Annotated in this window: 18 protein-coding genes, 3 tRNA genes and 1 pseudogene; 4 read left to right on the plus strand and 18 right to left on the minus strand. The window is 36.1% G+C overall.

Annotated elements, in window-relative coordinates; translation table 11 throughout:
- Positions 1-281: 281 nt before the first annotated feature.
- From ACP5S8_RS02895 to ACP5S8_RS02910, 4 genes are all read right to left on the minus strand, one after another.
- Positions 282-364 (minus strand) — tRNA-Leu (locus tag ACP5S8_RS02895).
- A 22-nt stretch (positions 365-386) separates the two neighbouring features.
- Positions 387-1,475 (minus strand): glycosyltransferase family 4 protein, encoded by a 1,089-nt coding sequence (locus ACP5S8_RS02900; protein ID WP_461875614.1) that lies wholly within the window; start codon positions 1,473-1,475, stop codon positions 387-389.
- Positions 1,472-2,692 (minus strand): MFS transporter, encoded by a 1,221-nt coding sequence (locus tag ACP5S8_RS02905; RefSeq protein ID WP_461875615.1) that lies wholly within the window; start codon positions 2,690-2,692, stop codon positions 1,472-1,474. The genes ACP5S8_RS02900 and ACP5S8_RS02905 overlap by 4 nt, the downstream gene beginning before the upstream one ends.
- The gene (locus ACP5S8_RS02910; RefSeq protein WP_461875616.1) at positions 2,689-2,922 is read right to left on the minus strand and encodes a tetratricopeptide repeat protein; all 234 of its coding nucleotides are present in this window, start codon (positions 2,920-2,922) and stop codon (positions 2,689-2,691) included. The genes ACP5S8_RS02905 and ACP5S8_RS02910 overlap by 4 nt, the downstream gene beginning before the upstream one ends.
- A 96-nt stretch (positions 2,923-3,018) precedes the next feature.
- Here ACP5S8_RS02910 and ACP5S8_RS02915 point away from each other — a divergent pair, with 96 nt between their 5' ends.
- Complete coding sequence (locus ACP5S8_RS02915) at positions 3,019-3,435, plus strand: copper chaperone PCu(A)C (RefSeq protein WP_461875617.1); 417 nt, start codon at positions 3,019-3,021, stop codon at positions 3,433-3,435.
- Here the strand turns inward: ACP5S8_RS02915 and ACP5S8_RS02920 are convergent, their stop codons facing one another.
- The 8 genes and pseudogenes from ACP5S8_RS02920 to trxB form a co-directional block, all read right to left on the minus strand.
- A complete protein-coding gene (locus tag ACP5S8_RS02920; protein WP_461875618.1) occupies positions 3,436-4,404 on the minus strand; it encodes a GDP-mannose 4,6-dehydratase in 969 nt (322 codons plus the stop codon).
- Positions 4,405-4,416: 12 nt separating this feature from the next.
- Positions 4,417-4,848, minus strand: coding sequence for an NAD-binding protein (locus tag ACP5S8_RS02925; RefSeq protein WP_461875620.1), 432 nt, complete (start codon positions 4,846-4,848; stop codon positions 4,417-4,419).
- Positions 4,849-4,966: 118 nt separating this feature from the next.
- Positions 4,967-5,635: pseudogene (locus ACP5S8_RS02930) on the minus strand (ion channel); the annotation flags it as partial.
- Complete coding sequence (locus ACP5S8_RS02935; RefSeq protein ID WP_461875621.1) at positions 5,632-7,782, minus strand: ATP-dependent helicase; 2,151 nt, start codon at positions 7,780-7,782, stop codon at positions 5,632-5,634. The pseudogene ACP5S8_RS02930 and the gene ACP5S8_RS02935, both read right to left, overlap by 4 nt.
- Entirely contained in the window at positions 7,782-8,327 is a 546-nt protein-coding gene (locus ACP5S8_RS02940) for a tRNA threonylcarbamoyladenosine biosynthesis protein TsaB (RefSeq protein WP_461875622.1), read from the minus strand. The genes ACP5S8_RS02935 and ACP5S8_RS02940 overlap by 1 nt, the downstream gene beginning before the upstream one ends.
- Entirely contained in the window at positions 8,321-9,754 is a 1,434-nt protein-coding gene (gatA, locus tag ACP5S8_RS02945; RefSeq protein ID WP_461870579.1) for an Asp-tRNA(Asn)/Glu-tRNA(Gln) amidotransferase subunit GatA, read from the minus strand. The genes ACP5S8_RS02940 and gatA overlap by 7 nt, the downstream gene beginning before the upstream one ends.
- 1 nt (position 9,755) lies before the next feature.
- The gene (locus tag ACP5S8_RS02950; RefSeq protein WP_461875623.1) at positions 9,756-10,199 is read right to left on the minus strand and encodes a TraR/DksA family transcriptional regulator; all 444 of its coding nucleotides are present in this window, start codon (positions 10,197-10,199) and stop codon (positions 9,756-9,758) included.
- A 13-nt stretch (positions 10,200-10,212) separates the two neighbouring features.
- Positions 10,213-11,181, minus strand: a complete 969-nt coding sequence (trxB, locus tag ACP5S8_RS02955) for a thioredoxin-disulfide reductase (RefSeq protein WP_461875624.1) — start codon at positions 11,179-11,181, stop codon at positions 10,213-10,215.
- A gap of 182 nt (positions 11,182-11,363) precedes the next feature.
- Between trxB and ACP5S8_RS02960 the strand changes: the two genes are divergently transcribed.
- The 3 genes from ACP5S8_RS02960 to era all read left to right on the plus strand — a co-directional run bounded on the left by ACP5S8_RS02960 (position 11,364) and on the right by era (position 13,444).
- Complete coding sequence (locus tag ACP5S8_RS02960) at positions 11,364-11,768, plus strand: bacteriohemerythrin (protein ID WP_461870582.1); 405 nt, start codon at positions 11,364-11,366, stop codon at positions 11,766-11,768.
- Between the two features lie 63 nt (positions 11,769-11,831).
- A complete protein-coding gene (pdo, locus tag ACP5S8_RS02965) occupies positions 11,832-12,497 on the plus strand; it encodes a protein disulfide oxidoreductase (RefSeq protein ID WP_461875625.1) in 666 nt (221 codons plus the stop codon).
- A gap of 50 nt (positions 12,498-12,547) precedes the next feature.
- Complete coding sequence (gene era, locus ACP5S8_RS02970; protein ID WP_461870584.1) at positions 12,548-13,444, plus strand: GTPase Era; 897 nt, start codon at positions 12,548-12,550, stop codon at positions 13,442-13,444.
- Here the strand turns inward: era and ACP5S8_RS02975 are convergent.
- From ACP5S8_RS02975 to ACP5S8_RS03000, 6 genes are all read right to left on the minus strand, one after another.
- Entirely contained in the window at positions 13,441-14,022 is a 582-nt protein-coding gene (locus ACP5S8_RS02975) for a CDP-alcohol phosphatidyltransferase family protein (protein WP_461875626.1), read from the minus strand. The genes era and ACP5S8_RS02975 overlap by 4 nt on opposite strands.
- Positions 14,019-15,320 carry an adenylosuccinate lyase gene (purB, locus tag ACP5S8_RS02980; RefSeq protein WP_461875627.1) on the minus strand — a complete coding sequence of 434 codons (1,302 nt, stop codon included), beginning with the start codon at positions 15,318-15,320 and terminating at the stop codon, positions 14,019-14,021. The genes ACP5S8_RS02975 and purB overlap by 4 nt, the downstream gene beginning before the upstream one ends.
- Positions 15,321-15,375: 55 nt before the next feature.
- Positions 15,376-15,543 (minus strand): hypothetical protein, encoded by a 168-nt coding sequence (locus ACP5S8_RS02985; RefSeq protein ID WP_461875628.1) that lies wholly within the window; start codon positions 15,541-15,543, stop codon positions 15,376-15,378.
- A gap of 115 nt (positions 15,544-15,658) precedes the next feature.
- Positions 15,659-16,735, minus strand: coding sequence for an NADH:flavin oxidoreductase/NADH oxidase (locus tag ACP5S8_RS02990; protein WP_461875629.1), 1,077 nt, complete (start codon positions 16,733-16,735; stop codon positions 15,659-15,661).
- A gap of 93 nt (positions 16,736-16,828) precedes the next feature.
- A tRNA-Ile gene (locus ACP5S8_RS02995) sits at positions 16,829-16,900 on the minus strand.
- A 15-nt stretch (positions 16,901-16,915) separates the two neighbouring features.
- Positions 16,916-16,993 (minus strand) — tRNA-Asp (locus ACP5S8_RS03000).
- Positions 16,994-16,996: the final 3 nt, after the last annotated feature.

Here is a 16,996-nt window from a genome sequence, read left to right on the forward strand (position 1 = left end):
GTTATTGGAGATAAGGGATATAAAGGATGTGAAAATGTCTATGTTTGCAAGACAAAAGAAGATAAAGCCCAAAGACAGATTATAGAAAGTGTATTTTCAAGGCTTAAACAATTTAACGCTTTAAGTAGATGAGATCGTGGCAGACTTGTAGAAAAGGAATCACTCTTCTTACTTACTTGTATGCTTATGCAATAGGCTATAGCTTTTTCAGATCTATTGAGGTAGAGTTATGTGGTTAATTTCTCACTCGAGGTATATAAAAATTATACAGTATATTTATATGCGGATGGTGGGATTTGAACCCACACGGCTTTTCACCATAGGATCCTGAGTCCTACGCGTCTGCCAATTCCGCCACATCCGCTTTTTCTAAATAATATAACATATCAGCCAAGCTCTTCCAACAGCTTTGCATATTTTGATAGCATATTTTCAACGCTGTACTCTTTTGATGTTTCTATAGCGTTTTTAATTATGCTTTCTTTGGTTTGATAGTCTAGATTAAGTACCTTTTCCATGGCTTTTGACATAGCGTCTATATCTTTTGGTTTTATCAAAAATCCGTTTACGCTGTCTTTCATATAATCTGTTATGCCACCTACATCGGTGCTTATACAAACTAGTCCACTTGCCATAGCCTGCAAAAGCGCACCTGCTATACCTTCTAACCTAGAACCAAGCACGAAAGCATCCGAAGCTCTCAAAATATATTCTACATCCTCTTTGTAGCCAAGTCCTAAGAAATTTTTTATGCCCAAAGATTTTGCCTCTTTTACAGCATCTTTGTCTGTCAAAAGCCCTACAAACAAAAGCATAGTGTTGTCTTTTTCCATTTTTTTATAGGCTTTTAGGATATCGATATGGCCTTTTACCTCTGGGTTGTAGTTGGCAACGTTTACAAATATAAATTTGTCTAAGGGAAGGTTGTATTTTTTCCTAAGGGTTATTTTCTCCTCTTGTGTTGCTTTTCTGAATCTTGATAAATCAATACCGCTTTGAATAAGCCGAAGCTTATCTTTTAAAAAATTCTCTTCTAAAAGTTCTTGGTAAACCTTTTTAGATACTACCACTATCCTATCGGCGACAGAGTATTTAAAGTACTTTGAAAAAAAATTTGATTTTCTGCCAGACCTTTTAAAAGCTACTATTTTAGGCTTTTTAGATAAAAAAGGATATACAACTCTAACATAGTCAAGGGCTTTTGGGGAGTTTGCAAATATTACATCAAAATCATTTTTTGAAATTATATCGTAAAGCCTCTTATAGGTAAAAAAACTCATCCTTTTAAAAGGAGTTTCTTTTTCAAACTCGTAATAGGGCACTTTATCTTTAATTTTTTCTTTAAAAGCAAGAAAATCGTATGAAAGTGCAAAAGAGATGTCAAAGCCAAGACCTTTAAGACCAACGGCTGTTATATAAGCTTGCTCTTTTGTACCGCCCCAGCCTACCGCATCTAAGACGCTTAGAATTTTCATTGCAAATAGTTTTTTTCTCTTAGAAAAACTACCACCAAAACACCAACTAAATATATAGAAGATGCTATAGCCCCGGCTCTTGCCACAGAACCAAACAAGTATGTGATATAACCAGTTATAAAAGGTCCAATCGCCGCCAAAGTCCTTCCCACGTTGAAACAAAAACCAGCTCCAGTGGCTCTTATAAAAGATGGGTAAGCCTGAGGAAAGTATATAGAAAACCCGCTAAAAACACCGTTATTGAAAAATCCAAGCAACGCAAGGGATATTAAGAGTTTATCAAAGCTTTTAGCGTATAAAAACGTTACAAGCCCCATCAGAAAACTACCACCAAAAAAGAGAATAAACGTATTTCTTATACCGATATTTTTTGTTATAACACCAAAAGATATATAACCAAGCAAAGCACCAACGTTTAAAGCTATTGAACCAAGCCCTACGTAGTAGGCTATGTCTTTTTTGTGTAAAATATAGGATATAAGAGCTGGAGTCCAGTTTGTGACGCCCCAAAGTCCAAACACCGCTACAAAGGCGAGCAAAGACCCAACGATGGTTTGATTTACATATTCTTTTGTGAAAAGAAGTTTTAGGCTTTTAATATAAGAAAACATATTTTTGTTTGAAAGCCATTCCTCTGATTCTTTTACAAAAAGCCTAAAAACAAAGGCAAGAAAAGCCGGTACAACACCTATTAAAAACATTATACGCCAAGAGTGATATCTACCTATTGTAAAATATATCAAAGAAGCCAGCAAGAACCCCACAGCCCATGCACTTTGAAGAAGGCTTGAAGCAAACACCCTGTTTTTCTTTTTAAATATCTCTGCCACCAGCGTAGCACCGCCAGCCCATTCACCACCTATACCTATGGCCGTTATAAATCTAAAGAGCCCTAGTTCCCATACGTTTTGAGCCAAGGATGAAAGACCGGTAAATATTGAATACAAAGCTATCGTTATAGCAAGAGTTCTTACCCTGCCTATCTTATCCGCCACATACCCGAAGCTAATTCCACCTATAGCCCAACCTATAAGGAATAAAGAAAATATAAGCCCTCCGTAAAAGCCCACATACGATTCTGTATTTAAAATACCTTGATTTTTAAGAAGTTCTTTTAAAGCGCTCACCATCACCAATGCATAGATGGTAGCGTCCATACTGTCAAACACCCATCCCAAAAAAGCCCCTATAAAACCAAAAAGTTCTTCTTTTTTCATATTTCGTACATCGTATCAAAAAGCTCTTTTGCCATCGCCTCATCTATAGTTTTTAGCTTTTTATAACATTCTCTTGCTTTATCTATATCGTTTATTTTAACATAGGCAACCCCTAGCTTAAAGATGAGGTCTTTGTCCTCTGGTTTTTGGGATAACTCTTTCTCCAAATCCTCTATATAACGCTTTACCATTATATCGCCCATCTTGCTAAACATGCCTTTTTTCATCATACCAATAAAGATAAAAAAATATTTGCCGTTGACAACCGATACAAATAAACAAAAGTTTATGATAAAATAGAATTAAATTTATTTTAAGGAGGTTTTATGAAAAAACTTGTGCTTGCTGTAGGGCTTTTGAGCGGTGTTGCTTTAGCAAAACCAGATATTGTTATAAAAGACCCATGGGTTAGGCTTATGCCACCTACTTCAAAAGTAAGCGCCGCTTATATGAAAATAGAAAATAAAGGCAATTCAGAAGACATGCTCTTGTGGGCTAAATCGTCGATATCTAAGATTACCCAGCTTCATAAAACCATAAACAGCAACGGTATCATGAAAATGGTAAGAGTAAAAAAATTTACAATAAAACCAAAACAAACGCTTATATTAAAACCGGGTGGTTATCATATAATGCTTATAGGTTTAAAACATCCTCTTAAAAAAGGTGAAAAAGTGACTCTTTGGCTAAAGTTCAAATACAGCGGCATCAAAAAGGTAGTAGCCCCAGTAGAAGATAAATAATCAAAGCTTTACGTCTTTTATCCAGTCCCAGTTTTTCAAAGTCCATTCTACGGTGTTTTTAATGCCCTCTTCCAAAGACACCGTAGGATGCCAATCTAAAAGCTTGTTGGCTTTTGTGATATCAGCCCACGTAGCCATCATGTCGGCTTTATGAAATTCTTTATAATTTATCTTCGCTTTTTTACCCAAATACTTCTCAATAAGTTCTATGGCGTACATTAGTTTATCTGGTTTGTTGTTGCCAAGGTTTATAATCTCGTAGCCAAGGGGTTTTAGGGCTTTTACAGTACCCTTAGCTATATCGTCTATATATGTGAAATCTCTTGATTGAGAACCATCACCAAAAAGCTCTATAGGTTCTTCTTCGTATATCCATTTTATAAACCTAAATATAGACATATCAGGTCTTCCGGCAGGCCCATAAACGGTAAAATACCTCAATATAGATACATCTATGCCGTATAGATAGTGATAGCTGTAAAGCATGGCTTCCGCACCTTTTTTAGAGGCAGCGTAAGGAGATATAGGGGTATTTACTGGAAGTTCTTCTACAAAAGGCATCTTTTGACCAGCGTACAAAGAAGATGTAGAAGCTTGCACAAACTTCTTTACACCAAAGTCTTTTGCCAATTCTAAAAGGTTTAAAACACCAAGCGTATTGGTGGAAAGGTATACAAATGGATTCTCCAAAGAATATCTCACGCCAGCCCTTGCTGCTTCGTTTATTATGGCGTCTATGTGGTTGTCTTGAAATATCACCTCTAAGGCTTGCTTGTTTTCTATATCTATGGGGTAAAATTTAAAATTTTCATGGCTTTTAAGAGTATCAAGCCTCCAAAGCTTTACCTTCACATCGTAATAATCGTTTAGGTTATCAACCCCTACAACGTTGTAGCCTTCTTCCAAAAGAAGCGTAGACACCTTCCAACCTATAAAACCAGCAGACCCTGTAACAAGTATGGTTTTCATAAGAGTATTCTATCATAAATCTTTTAAGAATATATCTCCCAATATTTCACCGCTCACTATAATATTATCAGCTATGTTTCTTCTTCTAAAGGTTTTTGCATTCTCTATTTTTAAAAGCTGAAGATTTATTTTTATATCTTTGTTTAGTCCTCTTGCTACTACAGCAGTTAGTATAGACCTAGCGTCTATAGACTCAGCATCAAGATCGTGAAAAAGTTCTGGAAATATGTTTATCTGCTTGGCTAGTTCTATCTTTACATCCTTTAGCACTTGCTCTTTTACAAAATCTCCCTTTTTATATATAAATCCGCCTTCTAAGTTTAAATCTTGATTGCTTATGACTACCACAATAGGTTTGTCTTTTTTGTGTTTTAACTTTTCTATCATGTAAGAGCTTGTCTCTGTCCATCCAGCTATTATTACATGGTCTCTTAAATCCGCCATGATTATACCTCCTGTTTTTAACAAGTTTATATATCTTATAAGCCCAGAGCTCACAAAAGGCGGTAATAATGGAAAAAGAAAACCAACCAATGAGCGCTATAAGGATTGCAATAATTCTTCCTACGGTGGTAATAGGCGTTATATCTCCGTATCCTACCGTAGTAGCAGTTATCATAGCAAGGTAAAAAGCATCAAAAAGATTGTGTATATGAGGGTTGTGGGCATTTTTTTCTACAGAAAACAAAATTATAATTAAAGATGTAAGGCTTATAAAAATAAATACCAAAATGCCAAGTATCTCGTTTATAACGTCTGTAATGTGTGTAAACAAAGTTTTATACAAATCTTTATACTGTATTGAGATTTTAAAAAATCTAGCCGTTAGGACCACAATCCTAACCAATCTTAAAGGATGAAATACTGGAAATATCGATATGAAATCTATTATAGACGATGGTTTTGACATCCATAAAAGCTTTGGTTTTAAAGCTTTTAAAAAAGCGATAAAAATACCCTCATCCTTATGTTTAGTAAAGTCTTTTGTGAAATTGCTGGAAATCCAAAGCTTCGACACATATTCAAAAGCTATCATAATAGAAGCCGTATAATCTAAGATTATAGCAATAGCATAAAGATCTTTGTGTAAAGAGTGAAATTCTTCTAATACACCAAACAATATTGACAAAGACACTATAAATATGCTTATAGGTTGGTAAGTTTTATAGGCAGTAGAAGATGGGACTTCAAACATTCTGAAAATAAAACGCTTTATCGTTTTTAATCTCATAGAGGTTTTAGAAATTCTTTTACAATAGTCCTATCTTTATCCTTAAACCTCACATTTGCCACACCGTTTGATATGTTCAAAACTTTACCCTCCCCAAAAACCTCATGAAATACAATATCTCCAACTTTTACATCTATTTTTTTTGATGCTTTGTTTTTAGAGCTTTTATAAGATATAGGCTCATATTGTATTACGGTTTTTGCTTTTTGATCTTTTAACGTTTCTGGAGGCAAAAGCGATGTATCCAACAAAGTTTTGTCCATGATGTTTATAAAATCGCTAATTTTTCCAGTGGCAGTGTAGCTTAGAAACAAATACCTTTTTGCCCTTGTTATACCAACGTATAAGAGCCTTCTTTCCTCTTCCATATCAAGCACATCGTCAAAAGCTGAAGAATGAGGAAGTATGCCATTTTCAAGCCTAGGCATAAAAACAGCTTCAAACTCCAATCCCTTTGCCTTGTGAATGGTCATAATTTTAACCGCCTTTGAATTATCTTTTTCATCTTCTTCCATTAAAGAAAGTTCTTGCAAAAGCTCCTTCAATCTTTCTTTTTGGTTTTCTTGATATTTTTGAGCTTCTATTTCAAAAAATCTTAAAAGCTCCTTTACATTATCTATGCGCTCTTGACAATCCTCTTTGTACTCTTGCTCCAAATATTCAAAATATTTTATATCCTTTATAAGCTTTTCCACATAAAAAGAGATATTTCCGTTGTTGGCTTGTCCCTTTTCCAAGTTATGAATCAATCTTTCCATAGCGTTTATAAAGCTGTTTTCTTCAAAAAGTTTATTACCTAAAACGTACTTCGTAGCTTGTATTAGATCTATAGATTTTTGCTTAGAGAGGTTTACAATTTTCTCTATGGTTTTTTCTCCTATGCCTCTTTTGGGGTTTGTTATAGCTCTTTGGAAAGATACGCTATCTTTTGGATTTATCGCAAGATGCAAGTATGCTAAGATATCTTTTATCTCTTTTCTTTGGAAAAACCTCAAAGCACCTACTATCTTATGGGGTATCTTTGCTTTTACAAGAGCTTGTTCTAGAAAGTTTGTTATATAGCTTACCCTCACAAGTATAGCTATCTCTTCTAAAGGTACACTTTTGCTTAGCTCTTCTATCTTCTTGGCTATCCACTCTGCCTCTTTTTCTTCGTTTGGATGGAAGGTGATAACAGGCTTCGGAGAAGTTTTACTTTCTTTCTTATGGCTTTTTAAAATAGGTACAAGTTCTTTCCATTTTGCCTTTGAATTTTTCAAAACATCGTTTGCTAAAAGAAGTATCTCGTTGGAAGACCTATAGTTTATATTTAACTTTATTACTTCTGGGTTGTAATCTTCTATAAAGCTTATTATGTTGTCTGGGTGAGCCATCCGCCATTCGTAAATGCATTGGTTTGGATCTCCTATCACGCATATGTTGTCTTTTTTTGATATATGTTTTATTATATCGTACTGAGTAGTGTTGGTATCTTGGAACTCATCCACTATGATATAATCAAAAAAATTCTGATAGTAGTTTCTAAAAGCCTCATCTTTTTGAAGCATATCCTTAAAAGCTCCCATAAGATATGAAAATGTAACGGCGTTTGTCTCTACCATAGCGTTTAAGAATATATCCTTAAGCTCTAAGACTTTCCTATCAAACTTGTTGTCTTCGTCCAAAAATCTTATACCCTCTATAGCCTGATTTACAGCTATAAATAATTTCTTAGCTTCTTCTTTTTTTACGTCTTGATCTTTTATTATACTCTTGAAAAGCCTTGTCGAATCTTCTTCATCAAGCACCCTAAAATCGTTTGAAAGTCCAAATATTGCATGATGTTTTCTTATAATTCTTGAAGCCACAGAATGAAACGTACCAATCCATTCTATGTTTATATTTTTACCCAATAAGTTAGCGTATTTTTGTATCCTTTCTTTTATCTCGTTGGCAGCTTTGTTGGTAAAGGTTATCATCAAAAGTCTTCTTGCTCTTACTAGAGATTCCTCATGAAAGATAAGGTAAAGAGCTTTATGTATTATGGTCTTTGTCTTGCCAGAACCAGCTCCAGCCACCACCAAAATAGGTTTTCCATTTGATAAAACCACCCTTTTCTGCTCTTCGTTTAGCCCTTCTAAAAGTTCTTCCAAAAGTTTTTCATTCATCAAAAAACCCTTGTGGGTGGTCTTGTATATATAGGTTCTACAAAAAATAAATCGCTTGGGTTTTCTTTTTTAAAAGCCTCATAACCAAGATATGAAAACATATGTTCATATTCTTCTACATCTTTCGATGGAGCATCTGGAAGCTCTTTATACTCCGCTATATCAGATACCCTTTTACCACTTTCATAATAAGCACCAACGTAGGCATTTGAAACTTTTCTGTAAAGAAACAAACTATCATGTGAAAACATCGTTCTTGCCACGGCATCTATGTTGATAAAAGTGTATATCGGTTTTTCAAGAGCTATACACATAGCTTTTATAAAGTTTATACCTATCCTAAGCGGTGTAGCATAGCCTATACCTATACACACAAAAAAAGCATCTATTTCTTTTGGTTTTATATCAAAAGTATTAAACAAAAATGGTAATAAGTTTAACGTTTTTTCATTGGTTTTTTTATAAAAACTTAATACTGGTTTTGAGGCTTTTAACAAACAAAAAGATACATTGCTACTAGAAGTATCCAAACTCAAAATTAGCATACATTTGATATATGTTCATAGTGAGGATAATGTTGTTCCCAAGCGTATGATACATCAAGTAAAGTTTGCTCGTCAAAAGCTCTACCTATCAGCTGCACACCTATGGGTAATCCATCTTTTGTAAAACCAGAAGGAATAGATATCGCTGGAAGCTCAGCTAAATTTACAGAAACCGTAAAGATATCGGAAAGATACATCGATATAGGGTCATTTAACTTTTCACCAAACTTAAAAGGCGGTGTTGGAGAGGTGGGGCTTATTATAACATCCACGTCTTTTAGGGCTTCTAAAAATTCTCTTTTTATGAGGTTTTTAACCGCCAAGGCTTTACCATAGTAAGCCTCATAGTACCCAGAAGACAACACGTAAGTCCCGAGCATAATACGGCGCTTTACCTCTGGGCCAAACCCTTCATCTCTTGTTTTTGCATAAAGCTCAAATATATCTTTAAAATCTTTAGTCCTATAACCATACCTTACACCGTCAAAACGAGCCAAGTTTGAAGATGCTTCTGCTGGTGCTATTATGTAGTAAACAGGGATAGCATACTCTATATGCGGCAAAGAAACCTCTTTTATGGTTGCTTTGTTGTCTTCTAAAAACTTTACAAAGTTTTTAAAAGATTCTTCTACTTCAGCGTCTATCTTGTAAGCCATAAACTCTTTTGGTATGCCTACTTTTATCTCTGTCCTTGGTTTTAGGTTTTTAGAAAAAGAAGGAACTTCTATATTGGCACTTGTGCTATCTTTCGGATCATAACCAGATATCACTTCCAAAAGAAGAGCTACATCTTTTGTATACCTACCAAAAGGCCCTATTTGGTCCAAAGAAGAAGCAAAAGCCACAAGACCGTACCTTGATACTCTGCCGTAAGTAGGTTTTAAACCTATAACACCGCAAAAAGAAGCTGGCTGTCTTATAGAACCGCCAGTATCAGAACCAAGAGACAAAGGCACCATGTTGGCACCTACAGAAGAAGCAGACCCACCAGAGGAACCTCCCGGCACATACTCTATATTCCAAGGGTTTTTGGTTTGGAAAAAGGCTGAATACTCTGTAGAAGAACCCATTGCAAATTCATCCATATTGGTCTTACCTACTATGATGGCTCCCTCTTGTTTTAACTTTTTAATTACCGTAGCATCGTAAACAGATATATAGTTTTGAAGCATCTTTGAGGAGCAAGTAGTAGGAAATCCGTCAACGTTTATATTATCTTTTACGGCTATAGGTATACCAAACAGTTTACCTTTCGGCGCTTGATTATCTAAAGCTTTTGCCGTTTCATAGGCGTTGTCGTATAGGTCTGTTACAAAGGCTTTTATCGTTGGTTCAAAAGTTTCTTTTCTTTTTTTAAAACTTTCCAATATCTCAGAGGGCTTTATTTTTTCTTCTAAAAGCCAAGAAACACTATGTTTGTAAAGCATATCAGTCTTCCCCTATATCATCTCTTTCTATAGTTATATCTTCTACAGGTGGTTCGTAGGTGTTGTTGGTCATGGATGTGCCCATAGTCTCTTCGTATTCTTCGGCACCTTTGGCGGTAAACCTTGTCCAAGGTATAGCTTTCAGCCTTTCATAAGGTATTGGCTCTCCAGTCCATTCGCATATACCGTAAGTCCCGTTTTCAATACGCTTTAGAGCTTCCTCTATTTCTTTTAATACTTCCATATCTCTTTGAGATAAGGACTCTAAAAGCTCTTCCGTATAATTTATTTGGCCCAAATCCTCCAAATCTTGAGGTTCTTTAGCCTCTTCGGATACACGCTTTTGGACTTCTAAATTTTCGTTGTATCTGGCCACTATCTTAGCCTTTTCTTCTAAAAGCCTCTTCTTCAACTCTTCCAATTGCTTCTTAGTAAGATGTTTCATGTAACCCCCTTTATTACCACTGAGATGTAATCTTAGATTTTTTGTTTAGATACTTATCAACAGCCAAAGCCGCTTTTACACCATCGGCAGCCGCTATAACAGCTTGCTTTATATTGGTGCATAGGATATCTCCTGCAGCAAAAACACCAGGCACAGAAGTCATCATCTCCTCATCTATTTCAAGACAACCATGTTCGTTCATCTTAACTTGACCCATCAAAAAATCCACAGAGGGTTTGTTGCCACCTATAAATATAAATACACCATCCACTTCCAAAACACCTTCTTCACCAGCAGACAACTTCTTAATATGTAGTCCTTTTACGAGGTTATCTCCTATTATTTTGACAGGTCTTGTATGAAGCAAAATCTCTACGTTTGGCAGGCCTGAAAAATGTTCTATGTCTTCTTGAGGAGCTCTTATCCTAGAAGAAGGCACCACAAAGTAAACTTTTGATGCAAAACGAGCTATAAACTCAGCTTCTTCAATACCATAATCGTCATCACCTATCACAGCCACTGGCCTATCTTTGAAAAATGCAGCGTCGCAAACACCACAGTAAGATACTCCTTTGCCTAAAAATTCCTCTTCACCGGGTAACTTGTGAGCCCTTTCCATAGCCCCAGAAGATACTATCAAAGCTTTTGCCTTATACTCTCTACCATCTATGGTATAGACGCTTTTAACCTCGCCTTCTAAGGATGTGGCTATAACTTTACCTCTTTGAAACTCTGCTCCAAAGGCTTTTGCATGATCTCTCATTAGTTTTAAAAGCTCAAAACCCGTCAAAGGACCTCTTATGCCAGGGTAGTTTTCTATCTTTTGCGTTACACCCAAAGCCCCATCAGCTTCAGCCCTATATAGTACCAACGTAGATAAACCAGCCCTAGCGGTATAAATAGCGGCAGAAGCACCAGCCGGACCTGCACCTATTATAATTACATCGTATACCTTATCTTGATTAGCAAGCGTCAATTCCATATGTTCACTCCTAAAAAGTTAAATAAATATTATATCTAAATTTAAAGCATAAGATATGATTAACATATACAAAAGAATATATAAATAAATCATACATGATGATAAACAACATATTGACAAGTCAATGTTAAAACATAAATTAACATTTACTTATTTCAAGCAATAAATTTTAGGAGGTATTTATGCTTCTACCAAAGGAAAGGATACCGCAGGTAGCTCTGATGGAAATGAACGATATACACTTTGAAGAGATAGACCTTCTCAACGAGCTTTACGACGCGATAAAAAACAACGAACCTACAGAACGTATAGAAAAACTTTTTGAAGATTTTTTAGCAGACGTAGTTTATCATTTTGAATTTGAGAACAACGCCATGAAAGAGACAGGGTTTTTTGCCTATCCCATGCACAGACAAGAGCATGAAATGAGGATGGCTGAGTTAAACAAATTAAAAGAGGATTTTTACACCACTAAGAACAAAGAGCTAATAGCAAACTACCTAGAACAAAAATTTGTACCTTGGCTTATCATTCATGTACCAACGATGGATACTGTCACTGCCCAATATTTAGCAGATTATCTATAGATTTATCACGAAAAAAGATTATATTAATATATAATAAATTTTTTATCCTTTAAGGAGGTGTTTATGCTTTTAGACTTAGAGACAAGGGCGCAGTTAAGGGACATATTTGAAAAGAACCTCAAAGAACCCGTAAAACTAAAGCTATTCTCACAGGCTATAGGGTGTGAGAGCTGTGGCGTAGCAGAGGATTTAATGCAAGAAGTCAAAGAGGTGGCTGGAGATAAGCTCTCTTTAGAGATTCTTTCACCGCTCACCAACCAAGAGTTAGCTTCTTCCTACGGTATAGAAAGGGTGCCAACGCTCGTGATAGAGGGCGAGAAAGATTACGGCATAAGATATATAGGACTTCCGGCAGGTCTTGAATTTAACACTCTTATACACGGTATTATTCAGGTATCTCACAGAGACCCTGGGCTTAAAGAAAGGACGCTTGAGATATTAAAAGAGGTGGATGTACCTATAGATATAATGGTGTTTGTAACCACCTCTTGTGGATATTGTCCTGCTGCTGCCATAACGGCTTTTAAATTTGCAATGGCAAACGACTATATCACATCAAAAGCCATAGACGCTTCAGAAAACATGGACTTATCGGAAAGATTTCAGGTGGTAGGAGTACCAAAGATTGTATTGAACAATGGACTTGCAGAGTTTGTAGGTGCTCAGCCTGAAGAAGCTTTCTTAGGGTATATTACATCGGTAGCATCAAAATTAAAAAGTCTTAACTGAATAAACAAAGCGGATAGCAATATCCGCTTCTTTCGTGATATAATCAAAAGATGAAAGTAGGATTTGTAAGCATAATAGGAAAGCCAAACGCCGGGAAGTCCTCTTTGCTAAACGCTATACTCGGTAAAAAAGTATCCATAGTATCTAACGTAGCTGGTACTACACGCATAAGGGTTATGGGCGTCAAAAATTTAGAGGACGCTCAGATTATCTTTGTGGACACTCCTGGGTTCATGAAAAGACCAAAGGATCTCATGGAAGAATACATGGTAAAAGCTGCCAAAGAATCTTTGGAAGATGTAGATGTGCTTTTGTTTGTATTCGACGCTAAAACCGGTATCACAGAGGAGGACTTAAATCTTTTTAAAATCCTAAAAAGAGATTACTCCGATAAAAAAATAATAGGTGTTTTAAACAAAATAGACGGTATATCAAAAGAACAGGTTTTAGAGCTTATAGAAGAAATAGCAAAAACCTTTGCATTAGAAGAAATAGTGCCAGTAAGCGCCGTCAAAAATACAAACATAGATGAGCTGTTGAAGACCATCGTAAAGTATTTGCCAGAACAAGAGTTTAAAATGTTTGAACATGAAGAAGAGGCTTCTTTGCCTTTAAGGCTTCATGTGTCAGAGATTATAAGGGAGAAAGTTCTTCAAAGGACATATCAAGAAGTACCGCACTCTGTTATGGTAATAACAGATTCTATAGAACCTGCCAAAAACAACAAAGACATGATCGTAATAAAAGCTAGAATTTTGGTAGATAGAGAAAATCTAAAACCTATTATCATAGGTAAAAACGGTCAAAATCTCAAGAAAATAGGCACAGAGGCTAGAAAAGAGCTTGAATTTTTGCTTGGGAAAAGGGTATTCTTAGAGCTAACGGTAGAAGCTACAAACTGGAGAACAAAACCAGAGTATGTAAAATATATGGGCTACATGGGTTAAGAAAGATGTTTTTTTGCGTAAAATATCCTTTCTAAGGTTGTATAAAAAGCCCCTATACCTACTATCAAAAGCCCCAGTTTATAAAACCCAAGAAACGTAAATATTACTATTGTACCAAAACGCTCCGTCCTTTCAAAAACCCCCACTGGAATATCAACGCCAAGGCTGTGAGAACGAGCTTTTGTATAGCTTACCATAAAACTAAACATCAACGCTAAAAGCCCCAAGAATACGCCTTCTACATCTTGAGCTTTTGAGAAAAAAAGTATTATAGCGCCTATTGGCAAAGCATCCGATAACCTATCGATGGTAGAATCTAAGAAAGCTCCAAAGGAAGAGCTTTTGTTTGCAAATCTAGCAAGAGCCCCGTCCAGCGCATCAAACAACCCACCCAATAGAAGAAGAATAGCCCCTATACGGTTGTAGTTTTCATAAACAAAAAAAGAACCTATCGATATTACAACCATCCCTGTCAAAGAGATAGCGTTTGGATTTATATTTTTGCCTTTTAAAAAAACAAGAATTGGGTATATAGCCTTTTCAAAAGATGGTTTGAGGCTTTTAACAAAAGAGCTCATCCAAAGACTCGTTTAAATATATAATCCCTATGTCTTATAAACTCATAAGGGTCCATTATTTTATCTAAGTCTTCTTTTGAAAGGTATTTAGAAGCCTCTTTATCTTCTAAAAGAGCGTCTTTAAACATAATACCCTCGTCCCAGCTTCTCATGGCACATTTTTTTACAATATCGTATGCGCTGTCTCTATCTACGCCTTTTTGCATAAGATAGACAAGGACTTTTGAAGAAAAGTAAAGGCCTTTTGAAATATCCATGTTTTTCAGCATTTTATCGGTATTTACTTTTAAACCTTTTAATATGTATTCGAAAAGCCCAAACATATAATCAAGCCCTATAAAAGTATCTGGTATTATTATCCTTTCAGCGGATGAGTGAGATATGTCTCTTTCGTGCCAAAGCGCTATATTTTCAAAAGCGGCTATCATGTTTGATCTCATAACCCTAGAAAGTCCGCATATTCTCTCGGCATGAATAGGATTTTTCTTGTGAGGCATAGCAGATGAGCCCCTTTGAGATTCTGAAAATGGCTCTTCCATTTCGAGGACTTCTGTTTTTTGGTAATGCCTTATCTCTGTTGCAAACTTTTCCAAAGAAGAGGCTATCAAAGAAAGCACACTCATAAGATAAGCGTGTCTATCCCTATGCACTATTTGGGTGGGAGCCGGCTCTGGTTCTAATCCAAGTTTTTCAAGGGCTATTCTTTCTACTTCTGGGTCTACGTTTGAAAATGTGCCTACCGCTCCTGATATCTTTCCTTTTAAAACATCTTTTTTTGCCACTAAAAGTCGCTCTCTTTGTCTTCTTAGCTCATCGTACCAAGAGGCAAATTTAAGCCCTACGCTTATGGGTTCTGCATGTACGCCGTGGGTTCTTCCCATCATAACGTTATCTTTATATTTGAAAGCCTTTTCTTTTAAAAGCTCTAAAACTATATCAATATCTATTATGATGCTGTCTATAGCATCTTTTAACACTAAACTAAGGGCAGTATCCAAAATATCAGAAGAGGTAAGGCCCATATGAAAATATTTTGAATATTCACCAAGTTGCTCTCCTATTGCACTCACAAATGCAAGCACATCGTGTTTGTATATTCTTTCATACTCATCTATTTTCTTTTCTACGCTTTCGTCCACGTAAGCTTTGCTATCTATAGCTTTATAAGCTTCTTTTGGTATTATATTAAGCTCTGCCATAGCGTATAAAACCGCTAGTTCTACCTCAAGCCACTTTTTATATTTGTTCAAATTTGAAAAGATATCTGCCATCTCTTTTCTTGTATATCTTTCTATCATACAAAATATTTTAGCATTTAAGAGCTTTGTTTAATTTAGAAACTTAAAGTTTAATTTAGAAACTTAAATCCCTAATGGATAATTCAAAAGGTTTATATTGTTTTGGCAGAGTTATACCAAATCTTCTTAGTCTCTCTTTTACAAAGACAAGCTGATATCTTCCGTCAAGCCAATAAAGACCAGCTACCGCATCGTCGTTTTTTATAAGAGTATCATAGCTCATCGCTAAAAATGGTTTATGAAAAGCTGGTATATGTTAAACACATAAAACATTCCAGCCCCTCTCTTTTTAACATATAATAATATTTTATTAATATATTTTTAGTTAAATAATTTTTTTAGTTATCCAAATAATACCCTCTTTGATACTGATTTGGGATGTCTATCTTTATATTTCTAGACATAGCCCATTTTATGGGAAGATATGGCTCTTGTAAGAAAAGACGACCTATGGCCACAAGGTCTGCTCTTTTGTTTTTTATAATCTCGTTTGCCATATCAAAGGATGTGATGCCGCCCACTGCCATAGTCATTATGTTTGCTTCTTTTTTTATGGTTTCTGAGAAAACTATCTGATGGGCTCTATAATAATCGTTTGGCGGTGCTCCAAAGGCTATACCACCAGAAGAGCAATCTATCACATCAACACCTTTAGTTTTTAGGATTTTAGCAAGAGCTATAGAATCTTCTAAACTCCAACCCCCTTCTACGTGGTCTGTTGCCGATATTCGCACAAAAAGAGGCATTTCGCTTGGTATTGTAGCCCTAACTTTTTCTACTATTTCTATTAAAAGCCTGATACGATTTTCAAAAGTCCCACCGTATTCATCTGTTCTTTTGTTTGTAATAGGAGATAAAAACTCGTTTAAAAGATATCCGTGAGCTGCATGTATTTCAATTACATCAAACCCTGCTTTTAAAGCCCTTTGAGTGGCTTTTACAAACTTTTCTATTACGCTTTTTATGTCATCTTTGGTCATTTCCTTTGGTGTTTTCCAATTGTTGGCAAAAGGTATTGGGCTTGGGGCTATTATCTCAAGCTCATCATCGTAACCAAACTTATCAAATCTATCCCAAGGCCTTCCGCCAAGGGCTTTCCTACCAGCGTGAGCAAGCTGTATACCTACTTTTGCTCCAAAGCTATGGCATATGTCCACTATACGCTTTAAGCCTTCTACATGCTCATCTTTGTATATACCAAGGTCTTGCTTAGATATAACACCTTCAGGAGATATGGCACAGGCTTCCGTGAATATTAGTCCAGTCCCGCCAGCTGCCCTTGACCCGTAGTGGGTTATATGAAAATCGTTTACAAAGCCATCTTCTGAAGAATACATACACATAGGGGACATAACGATGCGGTTTCTCAAAACCAAGGATCTAATTTCTATCGGTGTAAAAAGGTTATCTTTCATATTTTTAAGTTTACCACGTTAAAAGCAAAATTAAAAGGACAGAAGCTATAAAAATAAGATGAAATTGTCAGTCAAATAGTATGATAAAAAGCATGGGCCTGGAAGGACTCGAACCTCCAACCGGACGGTTATGAGCCGTCTGCTCTGCCTTTGAGCTACAGGCCCTAATCAAATGTTAAGTGGCGGAGCAGACGGGATTCGAACCCGCGACCTCCGACGTGACAGGCCGGCGTTCTAGGCCGGCTGAACTACTGCTCCAGC

The sequence above is a fragment of the Hydrogenobaculum sp. genome (assembly GCF_049967395.1).
Lineage (GTDB): Bacteria > Aquificota > Aquificia > Aquificales > Aquificaceae > Hydrogenobaculum.